The sequence below is a fragment of the Puia dinghuensis genome (assembly GCF_014642875.1).
Taxonomy (GTDB): domain Bacteria; phylum Bacteroidota; class Bacteroidia; order Chitinophagales; family Chitinophagaceae; genus Puia; species Puia dinghuensis.
The window spans coordinates 1648522-1671601 of sequence record NZ_BMJC01000001.1; the positions used below are offsets into that span (position 1 = coordinate 1648522).

A 23080-nucleotide genomic window follows, 5' to 3' on the forward strand; every position below is an offset into this window, starting at 1 on the left:
CTCGCTTAAAACTCGAAGGAAGCATTGGCATCGGGGCAGTCCAGCCGCGTACTCTTCCGCTGGCCTCCGACGGTCACATGCATGATATTGATCTGTTGGTTGAAGCTGTCATATAGCAATTCATTCACCGCATCGATGCGTTTCACCGCCGCAACACCGTTCACCTGGAAATAGCTCCAGGTTCCGTCATTCTCTTTCTCACTGCCGACAAATTGCAGCTGCACCGGTTTCCCGTCCAGTTTCAGGCGAAGATGCTTCTCCACATAGACGGAGATCAGTTTGTCCGAAGCCGCCTTATCCTTCGCGGCAGAGAGGTCGACATGACTCCCCGACATCTTTTCCAGCGCTGTTTCCAGGTCGTTGGTAAACATCTTACAACTGACTTCCAGTATCTTATCCTTGGGATTGTGATTCAGCTCCGTAACGCTGATATAGAGGGGATGGGTTCCGGCCGGCGCTTTCCCCACAAAAACAAGGGAAAAAATCACCACCCCAAACCATTTAAATAATGATGCAGCCATTTAACAAGTAAATTTCGGTAGTACAAAAGTCTGAATAATTTTACAATTTCCAGCACACGACCCCCCGGTTCGTCCGGCACATCAAATATGCAAGACTTCAAACTCTACTTCGGCGTAGGTATAGAACATATCCTTAATCCGGAAGCCCTGGACCACATTCTCTTCGTAACGGCCCTTTGTCTTCGCTACCAGTGGAAGGACTGGAGAAAAGTAGTCGTCCTGGTCACGGCCTTTACCATCGGGCATTCCGTTACCCTGGCCCTTAGCGCCCTGGGTCTGGTACATTTCGCTACCCGCTGGATTGAATTCTTCATCCCGCTGACCATCGTCGCAACGGCCATCAACAACCTGATGCAAAAGCCCGACCGGATCGAACACCCGTCCCGGTTGCCCATCATTTATTTTTTCGCCCTTTTCTTCGGCCTGATCCATGGACTGGCCTTTGCCAACTCCCTGCTCAGCCTCATCGGAAAGGACAACCTGATCCTGCCCTTGCTGGCTTTCAACCTGGGCATCGAGGCCGCCCAGCTCGTCATCGTTGCCGTCATCCTGGTGATTTCCTTTATATTCGTGCGGCTGATCCGCCTCCGCCGGTTATGGTGGCTAAAAGGCGCATCGGCCCTGGTGCTGCTGGCCTCATTGAAAATGGCATTCGAACGCTGGCCCTAGTCATTGTCAGTTATTATCAAAACATACACACATGAAGTACAGACTGCTTATTTTATTGAGTATCATCTGCACCGCCACAACCATGAAGGCGCAGAATATTCAAAACAACCCGTCTTCGAACCACGGTAATAAGTTCGAAGCCCTGGGTACCATCCTCCCGTCACCGAACGAATACCGTACGGCCAGCGGGGCGCCGGGACCGAAATACTGGCAGCAACGCTGCGACTACGACATCACCTGTTCGCTCGACGAGGACAAACAATGGCTCACCGGCTCTGAGACGATCACCTATTTCAACAATTCCCCCAACGAACTCACCTACCTCTGGCTGCAGCTGGACGAGAACCAGCACAACTCGAAGAACAACGCCAACTACCAGGACGGCAGCAGCATGCCCAAAATAGCCAGCGACCAGCTGCTCGACCGTCTGTCGGAGAACAACCAGACCAACGACTACGGCGACAACATCGTCAAGATCACCGACGCCCTGGGCAAGCCCCTCCAATACATGATCAACAAGACCATGATGCGGGTCGAACTGCCGGCCGTATTGAAACCCGGCCAGAAATTCATCTTCAAGATCGACTGGAACTATCATATCTCCGATCGCTTCAAGCTCGGCGGCCGCGGCGGTTATGAATATTTCCCCGAAGACGGCAACTATCTCTTCACGATGACCCAGTGGTACCCCCGGCTTTGCGTCTACAGCGATTTCCAGGGCTGGCAGAACAACCAGTTCACGGGCCGCGGGGAATTTGCCCTCACCTTCGGTAATTTCAAAGTGCAGATGACCGTGCCGGCTGACCATATCATCGGCGCCACCGGCGAATGCCAGAACTACCAGCAGGTGCTCACCCCCACCCAGTTCGCCCGCTGGCAGCAGGCCCAGACGGCAAAAGAACCCATCGAGATCGTCACCCTGGCCGAAGCAAAAGCATCCGAAGTAAAGAAGAGCAAGGCAAAGAAGACCTGGATATTCAAGGCAGACAATGTCCGCGACTTCGCCTGGGGCTCCTCCCGGAAATTCGTCATGGACGCCATGCCCGCCTATGTGGAAGGAAAGAAAGTGATGTGTATGAGCTATTATGGCAAGGAGGCGTATCCCCTCTATCGCCGCTTCTCTACCAAGGTCGTCGCGCATACCATCAAGACCTACTCCCATTTCACCATTCCCTTCCCCTACCCCGTAGCGCAGAGTGTGGAAGCCGCCAACGGGATGGAATACCCGATGATCTGCTTCAACTTCGGCCGCACCGAAAAGGACGGGACATACAGTGAAGCCACTAAATACGGAATGCTGGGTGTCGTCATCCATGAGGTCGGCCACAACTTCTTCCCCATGATCATCAACAGCGACGAGCGCCAGTGGAGCTGGATGGACGAAGGCCTCAACTCCTTTGTGGAATACCTCACCGAAGAATTGTGGGACAACCATTTCCCTGTCCGCGGCAAGGGTCCGGCCTGGGCCATAGTGGATTACATGAAGCTGCCGAAAGATCAGCTGGAGCCCATCATGACCAACTCCGAGAATATCGTCAACTTCGGCCCCAACGCCTATACAAAACCCGCTACCGCCCTTAACATCCTTCGCGAGACGGTGATGGGCCGCGAACTCTTCGACTACGCCTTTAAGGAATATGCGAGACGCTGGGCCTTCAAACATCCGACGCCTGCCGACCTGTTCCGCACAATGAATGACGCCAGCGCCGAAAATCTCGACTGGTTCTGGCGCGGCTGGTTCTATGGCATCGAACCCGTGGACCTCTCCCTCGACAGCGTCAGGCACCTCACACCCGACTTCAGCCATGTCCCCGCCCATACCGATAGCACGGTAGTGAAGAGCATTGACAAACCCATGCCCGACGGCAAATTCCCGACGGACATCTCCAAGGTAAGGAACCGCGAGGACAAGAACATCGTGTTCCCCACGGATGCGGACACCTCGCTGCATGACTTCTATTGGAAATACACCCGCGGACAGATCCCCTACGATACGACAAAATATACCGTTCAGTCCACCTTTGTCAACGGCAGGGAGATGAATAACTTCACCAGCGAGCCCCTGGACGATGCCGGGAAGACAAAACTGCAATCCAAACAATTCTACGAACTGCAGTTCAGCAACAAAGGCGGCCTGGTGATGCCCATCATCATCGAGTGGACGTATAAGGATGGCACAAAGGAGATCGAACGCATCCCCGCACAGGTATGGCGCAAGAACGAAAGCCATCTCACCAAACTCTTTATAAAGGATAAGGAAGTGGCCAGCATCAAGCTCGACCCCAACCGCGAAACCGCCGACATCGACGAAAGCAACAACAGCTGGCCGGTCGTTCAGACGGAAAGCAAATTCGAGCTCTTCAAAGCAAAACAACTGGGCCCCCGCGCCATCCCCCAGACCAACAACCCGATGCAGCTGACGGGCAAGGACAAGAAGGCCTTCTAGCCTCCCCCGCCCCAAAATATATAAGCCCCGGCTTGCGCCGGGGCTTTTTTAATCGAATTGATCCTTACAATCTGAGGACAGCGCCTTCAGGATGCGCGGGATTGACGATCAGCTCCTGCCTGTTGGGATGGACCAACACATCCATCGCTTCCATGGGAATAAGTCCGAGCAAAGGCTCACTATCCCCCGGTAACACCAAAGCATCGCATCTCGTATCCCTGTTGGCGAACCTTACCTCTACCGGTCCCACAATGTCACACTTCATCAATTTTCCATCAGCCAATTGAAATACCTGGCTTCTGATGAAAGGAAGCCCCAGATAACTCTGGATATTCTCATTGATGCACATTAAAAAGGCTCCGGTATCTACCAGCATGGTCACCGTGATACGCCTGATCTCTTCCTCGCCGATTTTGAAGGTCCTGGCATTCGCCATATCCCCTCCATTGATCAACTCTATTTCTGCATGTACTGTTCCCATAAAAAACTAGGATTTTAACTCAATAACAAAATTGTTACTTACCCTTTTTACAGTACAGCAAGGAAGCCTCAAGGGCACGAGAAAGGCACTATAACAAATATAATTATTTCCTACATTCACCGAATGAAAAAATCCTCCATCTTTTTCTTGCTCATCCTCTGCATCTGCACCCGCACCCTCGCCAGCCCCGTCGACACCATCCTCGTCCACAGCATGGCGATGAACAAAGACATCAAATGCGTCATCATCACCCCCGCTAACAAACCTGCCCCGGGAACCCACTGGCCCGTCGTCTACCTCCTGCACGGCTACAGCGGCAACTATGCCCAATGGATACAGACAGCCCCCCAACTGTCCCGGGAAGCAACGGAATACGGCATCCTCTTCGTCTGCCCCGACGGCGGCTATGACAGCTGGTACTTCGACAGCCCCATCGACCCTTCCATCCGCTACGAGACCTTTATTACCCACGAACTGATCCCCTATATCGACCACCAATACCCGACCTTCGGCGACAAGACCCACCGCGCCATCACCGGACTCAGCATGGGTGGACACGGTGCCCTCTACCTGGCCATCCGCCATCGCGACCTCTTCGGCGCAGCAGGCGCTACCAGCGGCGGCGTTGACTTCCGCCCTTTTCCCAATAACTGGGGGATAAAAAAAGACCTCGGCGACTATGATACTCACCAGGCCGGCTGGGAGGCCCATACCGTCATCCACGCTGTAGATGACCTGCACAACGGCGAACTAAAGATCATCTTCGACTGCGGCATCGATGATTTCTTTCTGGCCGTCAACCGCGCCCTCCATCAAAAATTAGTGGAACAAAAGATCAACCACGACTACATCGAACGGCCCGGCGGCCACGACGGCGCCTACTGGCGCAACAGCATCGACTACCAGGTTTTGTTCTTCAATAAATATTTCCGCTAATACACGCTCCCGTCCTGCACCTTAACCTTCTTCTTGCCGATCTTCTTTTCGAAGTCGAGCACTTCCTTTGGTTTGGCGACTGTCTTGGGAGCCGTTGAAGCAGCTGTCTGCTGCCCACTGGGCTTCTCCAATTTTCCCAGCGTATAGGTTTCCTGCCGGGAGATCGTCCCGGTCATGGGATCGTAGAATTTCCAAACGCCATCCTTTATGGCGGCGCCTTCATTCTTGATGATAACGGTCTTATAATGATCGAGATGCTCTACGTCTTCCACCGTTATGGTATCATACAGCTTGTCGGGGTTCAGCGCCCGCCAGCTCTCTTCTCTCTGCAGGCTTCCGTTCATGCCGAAATACTGGCAAACTCCATCCTTCAACCCCCATTTATAATACTCTACCCCGGAGAGGTCGCCCATCAGCGTATACAACCGCCAGGTTCCTTCCTTCCGGTCGTCCTTGTAAATACCCTCTTCCTCATAACCCGGTTCGCCCCGCACCTCATCGAAATGGTTCACCCAGGGGCCCTGTTTCTTGCCCTGCTGATCCACACAATTCAAGGTATCACCCTTTGGGCTGATGATATAGCTCTTCCACTTCGACTGCGAATACGCCTCGCTCAAAGACATCGCCAGGATTATAAAAAATAAGATTCGTCGCATTACTCTAAAATTAACGAAAATCGTTCCAATTTATGATATTTGCCTATCGAATTGATTGACATGAAAATACACATAGTCTTACTCTTCACGCTGGGGATTGCGCTAAATCTCCATGCCCAGAAAACCCCTACCACCGTTCAACCCTCCACATCCGTCCCCACGACAATCCCCCAGATAAAGGCCGAACTGGAAAAATCACCCAACCCCATCCTGTACACCCGGGATATCCTCAAAAAGAAATTCAGGATCGATACCATCATCGTCAGCCGCACCCGTACCTTCAGCGGCATCGCCGACAGCCTGGCCTACCATGGCAAGGAAAAAATGGTCTATGGCCCTTATGGCCCCGCAGGCAAACGGTTCCTGGTGCAGCTGCTCAGCAAAGCCCCCAATCAATTCTACCATATCAGCCAGATATTTATCGACACTGCTCTCTTCCGCTACCACGTCGCCGATTCCTTGGGTAACCTCATCATCACAAAGATCCGCAGCGGCAAGGCCACCTTCGGGCAACTAGCGGAAACCTATTCCATGGGGGGAGAAGCGTCGACAAAAGGCGACCTGGGATGGATCGCCCGCGGTATCCTCCTGCCCACCATCGAGCACGAGGTCCTGGTCCATAAAAAAGGAGATGTTTTTAAGATCTGGAGCGCCAGCGGCCTGCACATCATCCAGAAGATGGACGAACCCAAACAGGACACCGGCTTCGCCCTGATGCTACAGGTATTCTTATAGCCTGCAAAGCCCGGCCCGTCAAGCCGGCAGGAAATAGCGTACCGCCAACTCGTATCCCTTCAACCCCAGGCCGGCAATGGTTCCCTTCGCCTTCGCAGAAACATGAGAGATATGACGAAATGCTTCCCGCGCATGTACATTACTGATATGCACTTCTATCACCGGCGCAGGAATAGCCGCAATGGCATCCCCGATCGCTACGGAAGTATGCGTATATCCCCCGGGATTTAGAATAATACCGTCGGAAGAGAACCCGGCCCGCTGCAATTCATTGATCAGCTCCCCCTCCACATTGCTCTGGAAGTACTGGAAGCTCACCTCGGGAAATTGCTTTTGCAGCTGCCCAAAATACTGCTCAAAGGTCTGGCTGCCGTATACCTCAGGTTCCCGGGTGCCCAGCAGGTTCAGGTTAGGACCGTTGATGATGGTTATTGTCATACCGGGATTTTTTCTGCTACGAGACTCTTCTTTATCAGATGAATAAACTCATCAAAGAGATAACGGCTGTCATGGGGGCCCGGTGTAGCTTCGGGGTGGTATTGCACGGAAAAGGCCGGCCGGTCTTTCAACCGGATGCCTTCTATCGATTCGTCATTAAGGTTGACATGGGTGATCTCGATGTTGGTCGCCTTGCGCACCGCTTCCGGGTCCACGCCAAAACCGTGATTCTGCGTCGTGATCTCACAGCGGCCCGAAACCAGGTTCTTTACAGGATGGTTCAGCCCGCGGTGGCCGTGATGCATTTTAAAGGTGGGAATGCCGTTGGCAAGCGCCAGCAGCTGATGCCCCAGGCAGATGCCAAAAAGCGGCTTCTTTTCCCGGAGTATCTCTTTTACCACAGGGATAGCATAATCCATGGGAGCGGGGTCGCCCGGACCGTTGGAAAGAAAATAACCGCTCGGCCGGAATTCCTTCAGTACGGAAAGCGGGGTCTTAGCCGGGAAGACCTTTACAAAAGCCCCTCTGTCAACCATACACTGCAGGATATGCTTCTTCACCCCAAAATCGAGGACAGCCACCCGCACCGGTGAGGTGGGATCGCCCAACTCATATGCTTTCTCTGTGCTCACCACGGAGGCTAATTCCAGTCCATCCATATTGGGGGTCTTCTTCAATATTGCCTTCAGCTCCTCCAGGTCGGTGGTCTCCGACGAGATAACACAGTTCATAGCGCCCTTCACCCGGACATGCGCCACAAGACTCCTGGTGTCTACCCCTTCGATACACACGATATTATTCGCCTTCAGGTATTCATCCAGCGAACCCTTTGCCTGCATCCGGGAGAACTGCTCTTCCAGGTTACGACCGATAAGCCCGCGGATCTTGACACTCTCCGACTCTACATCACTCTCCTTTACCCCATAATTGCCGATATGAACGCTGTTCATAATCAGCACCTGGCCAAAATAGCTGGGGTCCGTAAACACCTCCTGGTACCCAGTCATTCCGGTGTTGAAACAGATCTCACCCGAAGTCGTGCCTCTCTTACCGAATGCCTGGCCATAGTGAACAGTGCCGTCTTCGAGCAAAAGGACGGCAGGAATGTGTGAAGTAGTATGGGACATGTGGAGCGAAAAATTTGGCAAAAGTACAAAAAAAACGGACCCGGCATATGCCGGGTCCGTGAAATTTATCCTCAATGCCCTGAGTACTACTCAGCAGCCTTGTCTTCTTTCTTCTTGCCTTCCTTGGCCGCGGGAGCTTCAGCAGCAGCCTCTTCAGCAGGCGCAGCAGCCTTCTTCCGGCCACCAGCCCGGCGGGTCTTCTTACCAGCCGCTTCCTTGGCCTCACCTTTACCCTTACCGTAGATCTCGTTGAAATCCACCAGCTCTATCAGGGCCGTTTCGGCGTTGTCACCAACACGGGTGCCTAGCTTGATGATCCGGGTATAACCGCCGGGACGGCCACCAATCTTCTCGGCTACCGGGCCAAACAGCTCGGTAACGGCTTCTTTGTCCTGCAGGTAGCTGAAAACTACCCGGCGCTGGTGCGTGGTGTTGTCCTTGGCCTTCGTGATCAGGGGCTCCACATAGGTGCGCAGTGATTTCGCCTTTGCCAGGGTGGTAACGATCCTCTTATGAGCGATCAGTTGGATGGCCAGGTTGCTCAGCAGCGCTTTACGATGCGAGGCCGTACGGCCGAGATTGTTGATCTTGTCTCCGTGACGCATGACTATTAGATTTAAACCTTACACCGTGTCAGGAATTGTAAGGCTATATGAATAAAAAAAGCCGGCCGCAAAGCTGGCCCGGGCCAGCTGGCCGAAGGCCCATCATTAGCACCCGCGACCGACCATAACAAAAAACTTATTCATCATCAACCTTGAGCTTGCCGAGGTCCATACCGAAGTGCAGACCACGCTCACCCAGCACCTGCTCGATCTCAGCCAGGGATTTCTGACCGAAATTGCGGAACTTCATCAGGTCTTCCTGCTCATAGGTCACCAGTTCGCTAAGGCTATTGATCTTGGCGGCTTTCAGACAGTTGAAGGCTCTAACGGAAAGATCCAGGTCTTCCAGCGGAGTCTTCAGTATCTTGCGCAATTGCAGCGTCTGCTCATCCACCAGGTCTTCCTTCTTCTCTTCTTTATTGTCGAAAGTGATATTCTCGTCGGTGATGATCATCAGATGCTGGATCAGGATGCGTGAAGCCTGTTTTACAGCCTCTTCCGGATGGATTGTCCCGTCCGTAGACACTTCCATGATCAATTTCTCGAAGTCCGTGCGCTGCTCCACACGCGTATTTTCGATGGAGTATTTCACGTTCTTGATAGGAGTGAATATAGCATCGGTCGGGATATAACCAAACGGCGCATCTTTCGGCTTGTTGTCTTCTGCCGGAACATAACCACGGCCCTTGCCGATGGTGATCTCGATATCGAGCTTGGCAGAAGAATCCAGGGTACAGATGAGCAGGCCCGGGTTCATCACCTCGAACGAAGGAGTAGCTTCTCCAAGCGTTCCGGCAGTGAATTCCGTCTTGTTCTTCAGGCTCAACGTGATCTTTTCCTGAGCCACTTCATGCTCAACCTTCTTCTTGAAACGTACTTGTTTCAGGTTGAGGATGATTTCCACCACGTCTTCCGTCACGCCCTTCAGGGTAGCAAACTCATGATCGGCTCCCTCGATTTTGACCCCAATGATCGCATACCCTTCCAAAGAGCTGAGCAACACCCGGCGAAGGGCATTCCCGATGGTGACACCATAACCCGGCTCTAAAGGGCGAAATTCGAATTGGGCTTCGAAATCGGTAGCCTTCTGAAGGATGATCTTATCTGGTTTCTGGAAATTTAAAATGGCCATATTTAAATTTACGATTTAACAGTTTGTTACTTAGAATACAATTCAACAATCAATTGCTCCTTAATGTTCTCAGGTACGCTTTCACGCTCGGGAAGGGCGATAAAAGTCCCCTTGAACTCGGCTTCGGACCAATCCAACCAGTTGAATTTGGCATTCTTTCCACGCATTTGGCTGGTAATACCCGTGTTTCCCCGGGTGCTTTCCTTCAGACTGATGACATCCCCGGGACGCAGTTCGAAAGAAGGAACATTGACGACTTCTCCGTTGACAGTAATATGCTTATGTGTCACCAACTGACGGGCAGCAGGACGGGAAGGGGCAATGCCAAGGCGGAAAACCGCGTTATCCAGACGGGCTTCCAGCAGCTTGATGAGGTTTTCACCGGTAACACCTTTGCGCCGGACAGCTTCTTCAAAAGTCTTGCGGAACTGGCGTTCGAGCAACCCATAGGTATACTTTGCCTTCTGCTTTTCCTTCAGCTGAAGCGCATATTCCCCGGGAGCTTTACGCTTTTTGGTTCCGCCATGCTGACCCGGAGGGTTGCTGTTCTTGGTCAAATACTTACCGTTGCCTAAGATAGGCTCGCCGAAAATGCGGGAAATTCTGGTCTTCGGACCTGTGTAACGTGCCATGATGTACTTTGTTAGATTTTTGAGTTACCCGGATAAGATTATTCAAAAATCTTAAAATTGAATCTTACCCAGCTTTTAAAATATATATCCAATAAACCCGGCTCCCATGAAGACTATCCATGAAGCCGGTTAACTATACCCTACGTTTCTTGGGCGGACGGCAACCGTTGTGCGGCAGCGGAGTACAATCCTTGATCATAACCACTTCGATGCCGTTGTTGGACAACGCCCGAATGGCGCTCTCCCGGCCCGAACCCGGTCCCTTTACATAAACATCTACTTTTTTCAACCCTGCGTCGACAGCCGCCTTTGCAGCATCCGATGAAGCCATCTGGGCAGCATAAGGGGTGTTCTTCTTCGAACCCTTAAAACCCATCTTCCCGGCACTGCTCCAGGAAATAACCTGACCGTTCTTGTTGGTGAGGCTGATGATGATGTTGTTGAAGCTGGCGGTGATATGCGCATCACCGTAGACATCTACTTTTACGATCCTTTTCTTAGCAGCGGCTTTTGCGCTGTTTGCTTGTGCTTTCGCCATGATAGGTAATCTTCTGTTGTTTAAAATATTCCCGCTTCCGGGACCGGATCAACCCTCCGCCTGCACCCGACATCTGGCGCTGATCCAAATCAATAGTGCAAATAAAAGCCGCCGCTGTAGGCAAATACAACGGCAGCTTTCAACTATTTCTTGGCTACCTTCTTCTTGCCGGCAACCGTCTTACGCTTACCTTTCCTGGTACGGCTGTTGGTACGGGTACGCTGACCACGAACAGGCAGACCCTTACGATGACGCAGCCCACGATAACAGGCGATATCCAACAAACGCTTGATATTCATCTGTACCTCGGAGCGAAGCGCACCTTCCACCTTGAACTCATTCGTAATGATATTACGGATGGCATTCAGCTCTTCGTCATTCCACTGATGCACTTTCTTGTCGAAATCGATCCCCGCCTTGGTCAGGATGTACTGAGCAGTCGAACGGCCAATACCGAAGATATAGGTAAGTCCGATCTCCCCTCTTTTATTTTTTGGTAAGTCTACACCGGCAATACGAGCCATATTCTTAATTTATAATTTTTTCAATTAGAGATTTCGCCTCTGGCCTCCTGCTGAATATAGGCCCTCGGCGAAATCCAGCTAATGATTGGCCTTCGGCCGGCGCCCCCGTGGGCCGCCTAGCCCTGACGTTGCTTAAAACGCGGGTTCTTCTTGTTAATTACATACAGCTTGCCCTTCCTTCTCACGATCTTACAATCGGCGCTGCGCTTTTTGATGGATGCACGAACTTTCATAACAATTTATTATTTGTATCTGAATATGATTCTTCCTCTCGTCAGGTCATAAGGGCTCATCTCAACCCCTACCTTGTCCCCAGGCAATATCCGTATGTAATTCATCCTCATTTTCCCCGAGATGGTTGCCAAAATCTCATGCCCATTTTCCAACTTAACTTTGAACATAGCATTGGATAAGGCTTCCAGAATGATACCATCTTGTTTAATGAGTGCTTGTTTAGCCATACAGTTTTTGGGAGCGCAAAGATAGGAATAATTATAACTGCGTCAAAATTTAGCAATAAATATATAATTTCCGGCTTTCACCGGAAAACAAAAGATCGTCACCGGCACCACCATTTTCGCCCGTCACCCGCCATCCAACCCATCTAATGGGCACTTACAGCCCTGATAAGGTCGATCTTGGTCATCCCATGGTAGTGATTCTGCAGCTGATGCACCGCGATCGGCTGCGTAATATGCCGCCGGTCTTCCCGATACCACATCTCAAAATCGGAAAAATTCCCTTTTCCGGAGATCAGGATGCGAAACGGCCCCTTCAGATACTTCACCCCACCGCCCGGCTGGTCCTGCTTCTCAAATCCGAATTTTAGCAGTTGGTTTTCATCTAAGGGTATGGGATACAGTTCATTAGGATCATACCAGAAATCCTGGACATCCGTCTGTACCTGTGTTTTCCTCTCCTCGCGGTCCAAACCTATAATCTCCCCTTCCCTGCTCGTGCCATCAAACTGCACCAGCAGAAGATCCCCCATCCGTAATTCGTGCATTTCAATCATATGACATCGTTTTTATGTGGTTATGTTCCAAATTAAGGATTTTAACAATAAATCCCAATAGCAGATTACCCCCATCCACCCGGCTTCCCCGCCTCCAGACTCCCGATCTCCTTCTCCAGACAATCCGCCTTCGCCGCCCAGATCGTCATCCCCCCTTATCGCCTCCTCCCGCGTCAAGGCATTCTCCGGCTGAAACCCGCCCGCCGGAAACCCTTTCGCATCCACCCGGAAAACAGCCGCCAGAAAAGTCTTGAACGGACTGATATCCTCCACCGGGAAATCGGTCCCCAATGGCAGCCAGCCATTCTCCCCAAGCAACCGCTTATAGGCAAAGGCGCCCTTCAACCGCACCGGCCCAATATCCAGGCCAGCCCCGGATGTGCACCGGCAAACTGCTTCGCCCGCTGTACCGCCTCACCCTTGGAAAAGGCGCTGTCTACAGCATATATTTTTCCATGAAAAAGCACCAGGTCGGCCGCCTGCCTGGAATGACTAATAAAAACGACCGCCCCCGCAAATATTCATAAAAGCTGTCCCATCTCATTCCGCCCAACTCATCGTATACCCCGGGTTCTCGATCTCCAGCGCCTCCACCGTAAGCGAAAGGGGATGAAAAGTATCCACCATCACTGCCAGTTCCTTAGTCTCTTTCGCCCCGATGCTCCGTTGCACGGCTCCCGGATGCGGCCCATGCGGGATACCACTGGGATGCAGCGTGATCATCCCCCGGGTGACATTCTTCCTGCTCATGAAGTCTCCGTCTACGTAATAAAGCACTTCATCGCTGTCGATATTACTGTGGTTATACGGCGCAGGGATCGACATCGGATGATAGTCGAACAGCCGCGGACAAAACGAACAGACCACAAAGTTGCGGCCCTCAAACGTCTGATGCACCGGCGGCGGCTGATGGACGCGCCCCGTTATCGGCTCGAAATCATGTATGCTAAACGCAAACGGATAACAACACCCATCCCACCCGATCACATCGAAAGGATGATGCCCGTAATGGATTCCATACATCCGCCCCTTCTTCTTGGTGCGGATCAGAAAATCCCCTTTCTCATCCCTGGTAGCCAATGATTGCGGCCCCCGGATATCCCGTTCGCAATACGGCGAATGTTCCAACAACTGCCCGTAAGGGCTCAGATATTTCTTTGGATACCGGACAGGGCTAAAGGATTCAACTATGAAAAGCCTGTTGTCGGCATTATCAAATCGCAGTTGATAAATAGTCCCCCTCGGCACCACGAGATAATCCCCATACCCAAAACTCAATTCTCCATACATCGTCTTCATCACCCCGCTGCCCTGGTGCACAAAGATCACTTCATCGGCATCCGTATTCTTATAAAAATAATTGTCCATACTACCGGTCGGCGAAGCGAGCACGATATGACAATCATTGTTCACCAGCACCGGTATCCGGCTGTGCAAATAATCCGCTTCCGGCTTGATCTTAAACCCCTCGAAGCTGCGATGCTTCAGCATTTTTTCTTCCGCGATGCGCGGCAAGACATCATACGGTTCGTCTGTCCCGATGATCTGTGTAGGTGGAGAAATATGATAAAGCAGGGAATAATCATTCGAAAAACCTTCCGTGGAAAACAGCTGCTCGGAATAAAGCGAGCCGTTCGGCTGATGGAATTGGGTGTGACGTTTATGAGGGATCGTCCCCATCGAAATATAATGCGGCATAGTGCAGATCGTTGGGTTAAAATTACTTAATTCCTCCCTGACATGCGCTGTTTACCACTACCTTTATAGAAAAATAATTACCCCGGTGCCCAACACCCCTCTTCGATTGTTTTGGCTCTTTCTTGTCTTATGCAGCGCCGCCTGTAACCAACGGCCAAAATTCATAAGCTTCTACTATTGGCGGACCACCTTTGCCCCCGACAGCACAGAGCAAACAACCCTAAAGGACAATTCCGTAGCTACATTATATGTCCGCTATTTCGACGTTAACTGGCCCGACACCAGCTCCGCTCCCGCTCCGGTAGCGCCCGTTCACTTCGACAGTATCCCTGCCGGTTATACGATCATCCCGGTCGTCTTCTTCCGCAACCGGGTTTTTGAAAGATCCACCCCCGCCACGCTGCCGGCGCTCGTCGATAAAATATGGGCGCTCGTCCGCCGCATCAACGCTTCCGCACAGACGCACCCAAAAGAGATCCAGTTCGACTGCGACTGGACGGAAAAGACAAAGGACAATTATTTCGCCTTTCTCCGCGGCTATAAACAACGATCAGGCGACATCATCTCCTGCACCATCCGGCTTCATCAGATAAAATATCCCGATCGCACCGGCATCCCACCCGTCGACCACGGCGTACTGATGTTCTACAACATGGGCAACATCGATGCCGGCCCCGGCAGCTCCATCTACGACCGGTCGATAGCCCACCGCTATACGCCATCCCTCCGTACTTATCCACTGATGCTAGACCTGGCCTTGCCCATCTTCGCCTGGAGCCTTCAGATCCGTGACGGCAAGGTCATCCAGCTGCTGGATAAGATGAATGCCCGTTCCTTTGAAAAAGACACTAATTTTATCTCCACCGGTCCACAAGGGTTTTCCACCCGGCATGCCTGCTTCCGCGGCGGCTATTATTTCCAGGAGAACGACGTCATAAAGATCGAATCGGTCTCCCGGGACGGTCTGCTGGAAATAGTTTCGGAAGTCAACCGCCACACCAATCACCGGATACGCGATCTTATTTTCTTTGACCTCGATCGTCAAAACCTCGAGCAATATGACAAGAACCTCTTTAAAGAAATCCTGGATCATACTGACTAGCGCCTGCACCATCGCCGCGACCATTGTCCTCGCCTGCGCCGACATGGGGCCCGAATACGGAACATCAAACTTCACCCCCGAGATCTTCGTGGACAGCGCCTACAGTCCCTTCTTCTACTCCAACCAGTTCTATTACGGCATCGGCCACGACGAAGCTCATATCACCCGGTGGAAATACGACAACATCGGCGACTGGGGCGCCTGGCTCGACAAGACCCTCTCCTATGAGACGCTCGACTATCTTCTCGACACGGCCAGCGAAGCCACCCTCGACAGCGCAAAGGCCTGGTTCCTCGCCAAACCCGAATACCGCCCCGCCTGTCTATCCGCTGCAAGGCTGACCCCGAAGTTGATTGCCTTTATCCACTACCTCGCTTACGCCAAAAAATGCGAAGCCTTTGCCCTCACCCCCATCATCCCCGCCTGGGAGCAGGACAGTACAAAGCCCAAACCCCATTTCAACGCCACCACACTCAACCGGCAGTTACAAGAGAGTCTCAACACTACCCCCGACCCGTTCCTCCAAGAACGCTACTGGTTCCAGCTGCTCCGCAGTCAGTTCTTCAACGGCACACCCCGGGAGACCATAAGCCTTTTCGACACCTACAGCCCCCAATTCCCACACAACAAGATATGGTATCGCAGCCTCGCCTACACCGCCGGCGCGTATTACAAACAAAAACAATATAGCAAGGCCAACTACTATTATAGCCGCGTCTTTGAAAGCTGTGCCGAATTGCGCACCGTGGCTCACTACAGCTTCCATCCCCAGGAAGAAGCCGACTGGCAGGGTACCCTCGCCCTCTGCCGCAACACCGAAGAAAAAGCAACCCTCTGGCAAATGCTGGGCATCTTCTATTCCGATCCCCAACGGGCCATCACCCGCATCTATGAACTCGATCCCCACTCGGAAAAGCTCTATCTGCTTCTGTCCAGGGCCATCAACACCTCCGAACAACGCGGCGTCTGGGCGGATGAAACGCCGGGCAACCACTCCGCCGGCGAAAACAACTCCTTGCTCGCACTGGTCACCCGCATCGCTACGGCAAACAACACATCCAAGCCCTGGGTCTGGCAACTCGCCGCAGGCTATCTCAACATGCTCGCCCGCCACTATACCACCGCCACCGGCTATTTTACAAAGGCCGAGACCACCGTCCCGCACCAACGCCTTCCCCAGGCCCAGTTCCGTCTCCTCAACATGCTCAATACCGTCTACGCCGCCCACACCATCGACTATGCGCTGGAACAAAAACTACTGCCCGATATCGAATGGCTGGAAAGCTGTCAGCAGGATCAAAGTTTTCGCAACGACGACGCCTGGGAATCGGTGAAAAGAACGATGGCCGCCAACTACCTGCTCACAGGCGACAAGGTCAAGTCCGAGTGTTTCTCCTCCCGATCGGCCTTCTACACGGATAACCACAACGTCGAAGCGCTGAAAGCCTTTCTCTCCAAACCCGATAAAACCCCATACGAACAACGCTGTACCCATCTTTCCGCTATCCAAAGGGAAGACATCTTCGAATACCAGGCCGTCATACTCTGCCTCAACGACCACATCGACGAGGCGCTGGCTGCCATGCAGCAGGTTCCTTCCGCCAAAACCACGGTCCTCCCTGGCAACCCCTTCAATGCCCGCATCGTAGACTGCCACGACTGCGACCACGAGGCCACCCAAAAGGTCAAATACACCAAACTCACCTTCCTGCAAAAGCTAAAGGAACTGAAAGACAAGATAGCAGCCAACTCTGACGTCTACACCAACGCCATCCTCCTGGGCAACGCCGAATACAACATCACCCACTTCGGCAACGCCCGCGTGTTCTACGAATGCAAAGTCCTCGGCTCCGGCCACGGCATGCCCGAAATGATCGACTCCGTCTTCCGCGCCCCGCTCACCAGCATGAGCACTGCTATTAAATACTACACCCTTGCCCTCAACGCCGCGCAAACCGACGAACAACGCGCCAAATGTCAATACCTGCTTTCCAAATGCCAGCGCAACACCTGGTATAACAACACCATCTTCAAGACCCGCGGTTATGAATACGGCGATTACAAAGGTCCCGACTTCATCGCCTGGGACGGCTTCAAAGCCCTCAAACAATATCCCAACTCCAGCTACTATAAGGAAGTACTAAAGGAATGCGGCTATTTCCGAACGTATATCCAGAAAAACAAATAACATGTTACGGATCGGTCTGATCTCCGACACTCATCATTTCCTCGACGAAAACGTCTTTAGACATTTCGAATCATGTGACGAGATCTGGCATGCCGGAGATTTCGGTACGATAGAGCTGGCCCGCCGCCTCAGTGACTTCAAACCGCTAAAAGGCGTCTACGGCAATATCGACGGCGCCGATATCCGCAGCATCTATCCCGAAAAATTACGCTGGCAATCCGAAGGAGTAAAGGTCTTCATGACCCACATCGGCGGCTACCCGCCGCGCTACAACCCCGCCGTCAAAAAAGCGCTGGAAGCCGATCCGCCCCAACTCTTCATCTGCGGCCACTCCCATATCCTAAAGGTGATGTATGACGAAAAGCTGCACTGCCTCCACATGAACCCCGGCGCCGCCGGCCGCCAGGGCTGGCACACCGTCCGAACGATGATCCGCTTTACCATCGACGGCAGCAATATGAAAGATTGTGAAGTGATCGAACTCGGCACCCGCGGCTGACCCTACAGATAATCCAGCAGCTTACTCCGCAGCTCATTCGGCTTGAACGGCTTGCTCACAAAATCATTCATGCCGCACGCCATTATCTCAGCGATGATCTCATTCTTCGGCGATGCCGTTATCGCCAGAATAGGCACGTCCCTGAAATGCTTGCGGATCTTCCGCGTACAGGAAAACCCGTCCAGCACCGGCATCTGTATATCCATAAGGATGAGATCATACTTCCGGCGGGAGACAAATTCCAGCGCCTGCCGGCCATCCACTACGACCTCCAGCTGCGCCCCCCACCCGGTGATAAACCGGCGCGCAATATTCGCATTGAATGTATTGTCTTCCGCCAGCAGAATTAGCTTGTTCTTGAATTTGTCGTTACTCTTCGTCACCACCTTTGGCAGCGCCGCATCCGAATCGGAATGATTCCCCAGCTGCAGTGGCAGGGTAAAATTAAAATTAGAGCCCTTCCCGGGGTTGCTCGAGACAAGGATGTTGCTACCCATCAGCTCCACCAGCTTGGCCGAAATGGAAAGCCCCAGCCCGGTGCCGCCATAAAGCCGGGTAGTATTGCTGTCCGCCTGGGTAAACTGCTCGAAGATCTTTTCCTGTGCCTCTTCGGGGATCCCGATGCCCGAATCGATCACCGAGAACCGGGTAATAAAGTTGGAGCCCTTGTCCTCTACCATTTCCACCTTCAGCTTTACAAACCCTTCCCGCGTAAATTTTATGGCATTGCTGATAAGATTGTTCAACACCTGTGACAGCCGGAAGTTATCCCCCTTGACATAAAAAGGTATCCTTTCGTCGAATTCGACATCAAAGACGATATTCTTCTCCCGCGCCTTAAAACTAAAGGACTGGTAAAGACTCTGCGTCAATTCCCGCAGATTGAAATCTATCGCCGAAAGCTCTATCTTCCCCGAATCAAGCTTGGTGAAATCCAAAATATCGTTGATGATATGCAGCAGGCTTTCTCCCGAGAACTGAAGGGTCCGCAGGTCTTCCTGTTGATCATCCCGGGGCTGACTCTGCATCAAAAGGTGGGTGATGCCGATCACCGCATTCAACGGCGTCCGCAGCTCATGGCTCATGACGCTGAGAAACTGCGATTTCGCCTTGGCCGCCTGCTCCGCCTTTTCCTTCATCTGCACGAGTTCCTGTTCCCATTGGCGGCGGCTTGAAATGTCCCGGATAAAGGCGCTGTAATAGGATTCATCCCCGTCTACGATACCCGTCACCGTGAGTTCTATCGGGAACTCTTCCTTGCTTTTTCGCACCGCCGTAAGCTCATGCCGTTGGTTCAATATCGGTGTGACATGCTGGCTTTGAAACCCCTGGAAACCGTTCCAATGCGTATGATCATACGACATGGGAAGAATGGTCTCGAGCAGGGTACGTCCCTTCACCTCTTTTTCCGTGTACCCAAAGATCTCGGAGGCCGCCTGGTTCCAGTGGATGATATGCCCATAGGCGCCGGTGATGACGATGGCGTCCAGCGCCGAAGAGATCACCCCGCTAAGCATGATCTCGTTCTTGCGAAGCAGCCGTTGCGTCCGCTCGTTCTCTTTTATCTTCTGGTCGAGGGCAATATTCAGTTGCTCCGACTCCGCCAGTTTTTCAAGGAATATCTGCTCTATCTGCGCCTGCGTAAAGATGCCAAGGTGTTCTCGGTCGACGATCTCCTTCGGCACCAGCGTGATCATATAGGGGAAGAACTCCAGCTCCTTGTATTTATTGGAAAAGGAGTCATAGCTCTTCTCGAAGATCTTGCCCGCCAGCGGTTCGCCATAGTTGTTGCCAATGAATTTGAAGACGTCAAAGCTCAGGAATTGCAATTTCCGGAAGGCTTCCGGGTCCCGCCGCTGGGCATCCAGCTCGGTCAGCTCGGCTATCTTTCTTTCGAAATAACCGTCGCCGGCACGGCCGAACTTGTCTTTCACCGCCGTCAGAAAAGGTTGCAGGAAGTGAATGGCAAGCGTGTTCTTCTGCTCTGTTTCGGAGACAAAAAGAATATTGAAGATCGATCCGTCCTGTAACAGAACGGGAAATCGCTGCCGAACCCGCTCCCGAAGTGATTTTCGGGTCGGCTGGTCCACGAGCTCAAAAGAAGTAAGATATTTTTCGAATAAGAGATAGGTATGAAACACTTCCTCCGCAGGCCTGCCCGCTGCCTTTGATCCGAGCTGGATCAGTTGTTCGGCATTCGCAGGTACGGAGATGCAGCTGATGAGGAATTCAAACAGTGCCTTGTATAGTGCGGATTCATCGCCTTCCTTTCGGGTCTTAGGGGGCTTGCGCTTGCCCTGCAATAATTGCTTTAACATGGGAGAATGTCTTGATCGGCATTATCAAGCGCCCCTGCTGGCCTTGTAGATAGACCAGAAGCCAAGGCCCGACAACCCCCAGGTAACGATCAGGGCTATAAACCAGGCGATCGAGCCGCTCATCTGTCCTAACAGCGATTTGAAAATATTGATGCCGTAATAGTGCTCTATCTGCATGTGCAGATGCCCCACCGCCATGACGAGAAAGCCCCACGCCATAAAGGTCATCCCCTTGCCGAATTTTCCGCCCCGCAGCGCATAGGCCGTCATGAAGGCAAAGAAAACGGAGATAAAGAGAAAGGGAAGCTCCATGACGCCGAACCAATAATTCGCGGCGGAAGCATGAGCTACGGCAGAGGCATTGCTCACCTGTAGCAGATTACATTGTGACTGACTATAAACAGTAGAGGAAGAAGTGAGAAAACCTACGGTGATCAGTAGAAGGAATAAGGGTCTAATTTTTTTCATAAATCTGGATTTTGGACAATAAAAAGGGGAATTTTCCCGTCTGGATAAAGTCTCGTTTTTCCCGTTAAATAGGGAAATACATGTACATCGTACATATATTTATTACTTAACGAACGGGCGCCAAAAAAAATTGCAGCAGCCATGCAAAATTTCCGTACTGCCTTCGTTTTCGATGAAAGCCTCAATGCCGGTTTCCTGGCCGAACTCTTCGAAGGCGATACTATCTACGCAGAGACCGTATTCGAAGATTTCCTGCGCGATCTTCCCGTCTACTGGGATCGGGTAGAAGCAGCCTACAACAGCAAAAACCTTCCCGTTTTGGGAACTTGCATCCATACATGCAAAACTTTATTCGGTTATGTAGGTTTTACCGATCTTCAAGACCTTTGTCAACAATTCGAGAATAAATGTTCCGTTAATACTGCAGATGAGTTGCGGTTGGATTTTATCCTCCTGATCCAACGAAAGGATCGGGCGCAACACATTATAGAAAAAGAATATAATAGGTTAAGGAAGTTTAACGAAGCGAACGGTTAGTTAGTTGGATGGATATAATGCTTACCTCCTGCCCACATTAAGGATCATCCGGGTAGGATTGTTTTTGTTTTGTTTGGATTGTTTTTCGGATGCTATGAAGTTGTCTTGTATTATAGTAGAAGATATCCAGATCGCCGCGGATTTTCTTCGCAAGTTCTGTGATAAGAGCGACCTGGTCGAGGTTAAGGGGCATTTCCTGAATGTAATGGATGCCTTGGAATTCCTCGATCGGGAGAAGGTAGACCTGCTCTTCCTCGACGTAGAAATGCCCGGCGCCACCGGCTTCGACCTCCTCGACCGCCTCACCTATTCCCCAAAGATCATTCTCACCACCTCCAAAACCGAATACGCTTTCAACGCTTTTCAATATCATGTCGACGACTACCTGAAAAAACCGTTCACCTACAAGCGCTTTCAGGAAGCCATCGAAAAACTCCAGCAAAAAGCCCTGGCGGCCGCCCCCGCCCCAACTCCAATCCCCGCGGTAACGCCACAACCCGACACCGACTTCCTCTTCATAAAAGCCGAGGACAAACTCATAAAGCTGAAAAAGGATGACATCCTCTTCCTCGAAAGCATGCGCGACTATGTAAAATTCGTTACCCCCGGGAAGAATTATGTTACCTACAGCACGCTGAAGAACATGGAAGAAAAGCTCATCGGCCCCAATTTCCTGAAAGTGCACCGGTCGTATATCGTAAACATCAACAAGATCGACGACATTCGCGGCAATACCATCTATTTACTTGGCAATCAAATACCTATCGGTAAAGGCCACAAAGACGAGGTAGCCGCCCGCCTCAACATCCTCTAACGCCCTCCCCCCCCTTTCGTCGGGCCCAAAATGGGAACATTCGCGCCCAAAATGGGAACAGCATCCGTTCGTCGGGCATAACTGGCTTCCGTCGCGCAAAACCATTCCTTCATCGAATAAGTTTCCATTCTTTAACAATGTTTTACATCTTTACATAGCAAACGAAAACAATCCAATCCAGCTAAGAAGAACCACCTCAATATCCGAGAAACCAACATCCAACGATCCTGAAAAACCGAGCATCCGACATCCGAAAAAAACCAAGCATCCAACGATCCTGAAAAACTGAAGCATCCAAGATCCACGAAAATCCAAAAAGTCCAGATCAGTCTGAAAAACCCTGAAGATCCAAACCTAGAAGAATTGTCCAACTGATCCTTGAAAGCCCGTTTACGATCCATTGTCCGATGAGAACCAGGTATCCGGTATCCGAAAAGCCAAATGGCCAAACCTAAATCCAAAACCGAAAAACAGACTGAAGTCCAATCCGAGAAAACCGTAGAAGAATGCCAGGGTTGTGTAACCTGGGAAAAAGTGAAATCCGTCCAAATGATTCCATCCAAGTTCCCTCTAGAAGCCTGAAAAAGATCGTTGTTGGCCCTGACAAAAAAATTGCCGCCGTGACTCCGTCACGGCGGCTTCCTTTTCCCCCTCCCCAAACCCCCTTCCCCGCCAAAACCAAGGACCAAAAAGTCGTTCGTCGGGTAAACCCCTCCTTCGTCGCGCAAATCCACCCCTCCATCGAAAAAACTTCCAATCCCCCTTTTATCTTTCCATCTTTGTATCAGCAAACGAAAACGATCCAATCCGAAAAACTAATAATCCGAAAATCCGAAAAACCCTATCGGCCAGCATCCTCAGAAAAACCAAAAAGATCCAAACCCCTAAAGAACCCCTAAATCCAACTTCTTAAGAAAGACGTAGAAGACGAACCCATCAAAAAATTGCCGCCGCGATAACATCGCGGCGGCTTTTCTTTCCAGCCGCGTCAGCGGCAAATA

26 protein-coding genes are annotated in these 23080 nt (G+C 51.7%); 9 read left to right on the plus strand and 17 right to left on the minus strand.

Annotated features, from left to right (window positions below; translation table 11 throughout):
* Positions 1-5 precede the first annotated feature (5 nt).
* Entirely contained in the window at positions 6-521 is a 516-nt protein-coding gene (locus tag IEY39_RS06535; RefSeq protein WP_188929668.1) for a DUF6702 family protein, read from the minus strand.
* A gap of 87 nt (positions 522-608) precedes the next feature.
* On the opposite strand from IEY39_RS06535, the gene IEY39_RS06540 reads away from it, so the two are divergent.
* A complete protein-coding gene (locus IEY39_RS06540; RefSeq protein ID WP_188929670.1) occupies positions 609-1190 on the plus strand; it encodes a HupE/UreJ family protein in 582 nt (193 codons plus the stop codon).
* Between the two features lie 31 nt (positions 1191-1221).
* Positions 1222-3636: a M1 family metallopeptidase gene (locus tag IEY39_RS06545; RefSeq protein ID WP_188929672.1), complete on the plus strand. Its 2415-nt coding sequence runs from the start codon at positions 1222-1224 to the stop codon at positions 3634-3636.
* Between the two features lie 64 nt (positions 3637-3700).
* Here IEY39_RS06545 and IEY39_RS06550 read toward each other — a convergent pair whose 3' ends face one another.
* Positions 3701-4117 carry a retropepsin-like aspartic protease gene (locus IEY39_RS06550; protein WP_188929674.1) on the minus strand — a complete coding sequence of 139 codons (417 nt, stop codon included), beginning with the start codon at positions 4115-4117 and terminating at the stop codon, positions 3701-3703.
* A 123-nt stretch (positions 4118-4240) separates the two neighbouring features.
* Here IEY39_RS06550 and IEY39_RS06555 point away from each other — a divergent pair, with 123 nt between their 5' ends.
* The gene (locus tag IEY39_RS06555; protein ID WP_188929676.1) at positions 4241-5053 is read left to right on the plus strand and encodes an alpha/beta hydrolase; all 813 of its coding nucleotides are present in this window, start codon (positions 4241-4243) and stop codon (positions 5051-5053) included.
* Here the strand turns inward: IEY39_RS06555 and IEY39_RS06560 are convergent.
* Positions 5050-5709 (minus strand): toxin-antitoxin system YwqK family antitoxin, encoded by a 660-nt coding sequence (locus IEY39_RS06560; RefSeq protein WP_188929678.1) that lies wholly within the window; start codon positions 5707-5709, stop codon positions 5050-5052. The genes IEY39_RS06555 and IEY39_RS06560 overlap by 4 nt on opposite strands.
* Positions 5710-5769: 60 nt before the next feature.
* On the opposite strand from IEY39_RS06560, the gene IEY39_RS06565 reads away from it, so the two are divergent.
* A complete protein-coding gene (locus IEY39_RS06565; RefSeq protein WP_188929680.1) occupies positions 5770-6444 on the plus strand; it encodes a peptidylprolyl isomerase in 675 nt (224 codons plus the stop codon).
* 18 nt (positions 6445-6462) lie between these two features.
* Here IEY39_RS06565 and aroQ read toward each other — a convergent pair whose 3' ends face one another.
* From aroQ to IEY39_RS06625, 12 genes are all read right to left on the minus strand, one after another.
* Entirely contained in the window at positions 6463-6882 is a 420-nt protein-coding gene (gene aroQ, locus IEY39_RS06570) for a type II 3-dehydroquinate dehydratase (protein ID WP_188929683.1), read from the minus strand.
* On the minus strand, positions 6879-8009 hold the full coding sequence (gene carA, locus IEY39_RS06575) for a glutamine-hydrolyzing carbamoyl-phosphate synthase small subunit (protein ID WP_188929692.1): 1131 nt from the start codon (positions 8007-8009) through the stop codon (positions 6879-6881). The genes aroQ and carA overlap by 4 nt, the downstream gene beginning before the upstream one ends.
* Before the next feature lie 86 nt (positions 8010-8095).
* Positions 8096-8614, minus strand: coding sequence for a 50S ribosomal protein L17 (gene rplQ, locus IEY39_RS06580; RefSeq protein ID WP_188929694.1), 519 nt, complete (start codon positions 8612-8614; stop codon positions 8096-8098).
* Positions 8615-8750: 136 nt separating this feature from the next.
* Positions 8751-9746, minus strand: coding sequence for a DNA-directed RNA polymerase subunit alpha (locus IEY39_RS06585; RefSeq protein WP_188929696.1), 996 nt, complete (start codon positions 9744-9746; stop codon positions 8751-8753).
* A 26-nt stretch (positions 9747-9772) separates the two neighbouring features.
* Positions 9773-10378, minus strand: a complete 606-nt coding sequence (rpsD, locus tag IEY39_RS06590) for a 30S ribosomal protein S4 (protein WP_188929701.1) — start codon at positions 10376-10378, stop codon at positions 9773-9775.
* A 133-nt stretch (positions 10379-10511) separates the two neighbouring features.
* Positions 10512-10916, minus strand: coding sequence for a 30S ribosomal protein S11 (rpsK, locus tag IEY39_RS06595; RefSeq protein ID WP_188929706.1), 405 nt, complete (start codon positions 10914-10916; stop codon positions 10512-10514).
* A 143-nt stretch (positions 10917-11059) separates the two neighbouring features.
* Positions 11060-11440, minus strand: a complete 381-nt coding sequence (rpsM, locus tag IEY39_RS06600) for a 30S ribosomal protein S13 (RefSeq protein WP_188929707.1) — start codon at positions 11438-11440, stop codon at positions 11060-11062.
* Positions 11441-11556: 116 nt separating this feature from the next.
* Positions 11557-11673 carry a type B 50S ribosomal protein L36 gene (gene ykgO / locus IEY39_RS06605; RefSeq protein ID WP_038084689.1) on the minus strand — a complete coding sequence of 39 codons (117 nt, stop codon included), beginning with the start codon at positions 11671-11673 and terminating at the stop codon, positions 11557-11559.
* A gap of 9 nt (positions 11674-11682) precedes the next feature.
* A complete protein-coding gene (infA, locus tag IEY39_RS06610; RefSeq protein WP_188929708.1) occupies positions 11683-11901 on the minus strand; it encodes a translation initiation factor IF-1 in 219 nt (72 codons plus the stop codon).
* 143 nt (positions 11902-12044) lie between these two features.
* Complete coding sequence (locus tag IEY39_RS06615) at positions 12045-12455, minus strand: hypothetical protein (protein WP_188929709.1); 411 nt, start codon at positions 12453-12455, stop codon at positions 12045-12047.
* Between the two features lie 12 nt (positions 12456-12467).
* Complete coding sequence (locus tag IEY39_RS06620; RefSeq protein ID WP_229688799.1) at positions 12468-12806, minus strand: hypothetical protein; 339 nt, start codon at positions 12804-12806, stop codon at positions 12468-12470.
* A gap of 189 nt (positions 12807-12995) precedes the next feature.
* Positions 12996-14153: a homogentisate 1,2-dioxygenase gene (locus IEY39_RS06625; RefSeq protein WP_188929710.1), complete on the minus strand. Its 1158-nt coding sequence runs from the start codon at positions 14151-14153 to the stop codon at positions 12996-12998.
* A gap of 85 nt (positions 14154-14238) precedes the next feature.
* Here IEY39_RS06625 and IEY39_RS06630 point away from each other — a divergent pair, with 85 nt between their 5' ends.
* Genes IEY39_RS06630 through IEY39_RS06640 form a run of 3 tightly spaced genes read left to right on the plus strand, consistent with a single transcriptional unit; the run spans position 14239 to position 17942 of the window.
* Entirely contained in the window at positions 14239-15255 is a 1017-nt protein-coding gene (locus IEY39_RS06630; protein WP_188929712.1) for a hypothetical protein, read from the plus strand.
* Complete coding sequence (locus IEY39_RS06635) at positions 15212-17443, plus strand: hypothetical protein (RefSeq protein WP_188929713.1); 2232 nt, start codon at positions 15212-15214, stop codon at positions 17441-17443. The genes IEY39_RS06630 and IEY39_RS06635 overlap by 44 nt, the downstream gene beginning before the upstream one ends.
* A gap of 1 nt (position 17444) precedes the next feature.
* Positions 17445-17942: a metallophosphoesterase family protein gene (locus IEY39_RS06640; protein WP_188929716.1), complete on the plus strand. Its 498-nt coding sequence runs from the start codon at positions 17445-17447 to the stop codon at positions 17940-17942.
* Between the two features lie 2 nt (positions 17943-17944).
* On the opposite strand, the gene IEY39_RS06645 is transcribed toward IEY39_RS06640, so the two are convergent.
* Both IEY39_RS06645 and IEY39_RS06650 read right to left on the minus strand, forming a co-directional pair.
* Positions 17945-20260, minus strand: a complete 2316-nt coding sequence (locus tag IEY39_RS06645; protein WP_188929718.1) for a PAS domain-containing hybrid sensor histidine kinase/response regulator — start codon at positions 20258-20260, stop codon at positions 17945-17947.
* A gap of 24 nt (positions 20261-20284) precedes the next feature.
* The gene (locus IEY39_RS06650) at positions 20285-20728 is read right to left on the minus strand and encodes a hypothetical protein (RefSeq protein WP_188929720.1); all 444 of its coding nucleotides are present in this window, start codon (positions 20726-20728) and stop codon (positions 20285-20287) included.
* Positions 20729-20869: 141 nt separating this feature from the next.
* Here IEY39_RS06650 and IEY39_RS06655 point away from each other — a divergent pair, with 141 nt between their 5' ends.
* Positions 20870-21265, plus strand: coding sequence for an Hpt domain-containing protein (locus IEY39_RS06655; RefSeq protein ID WP_188929722.1), 396 nt, complete (start codon positions 20870-20872; stop codon positions 21263-21265).
* 94 nt (positions 21266-21359) lie between these two features.
* A complete protein-coding gene (locus IEY39_RS06660) occupies positions 21360-22079 on the plus strand; it encodes a LytR/AlgR family response regulator transcription factor (protein ID WP_188929724.1) in 720 nt (239 codons plus the stop codon).
* Positions 22080-23080: the final 1001 nt, after the last annotated feature.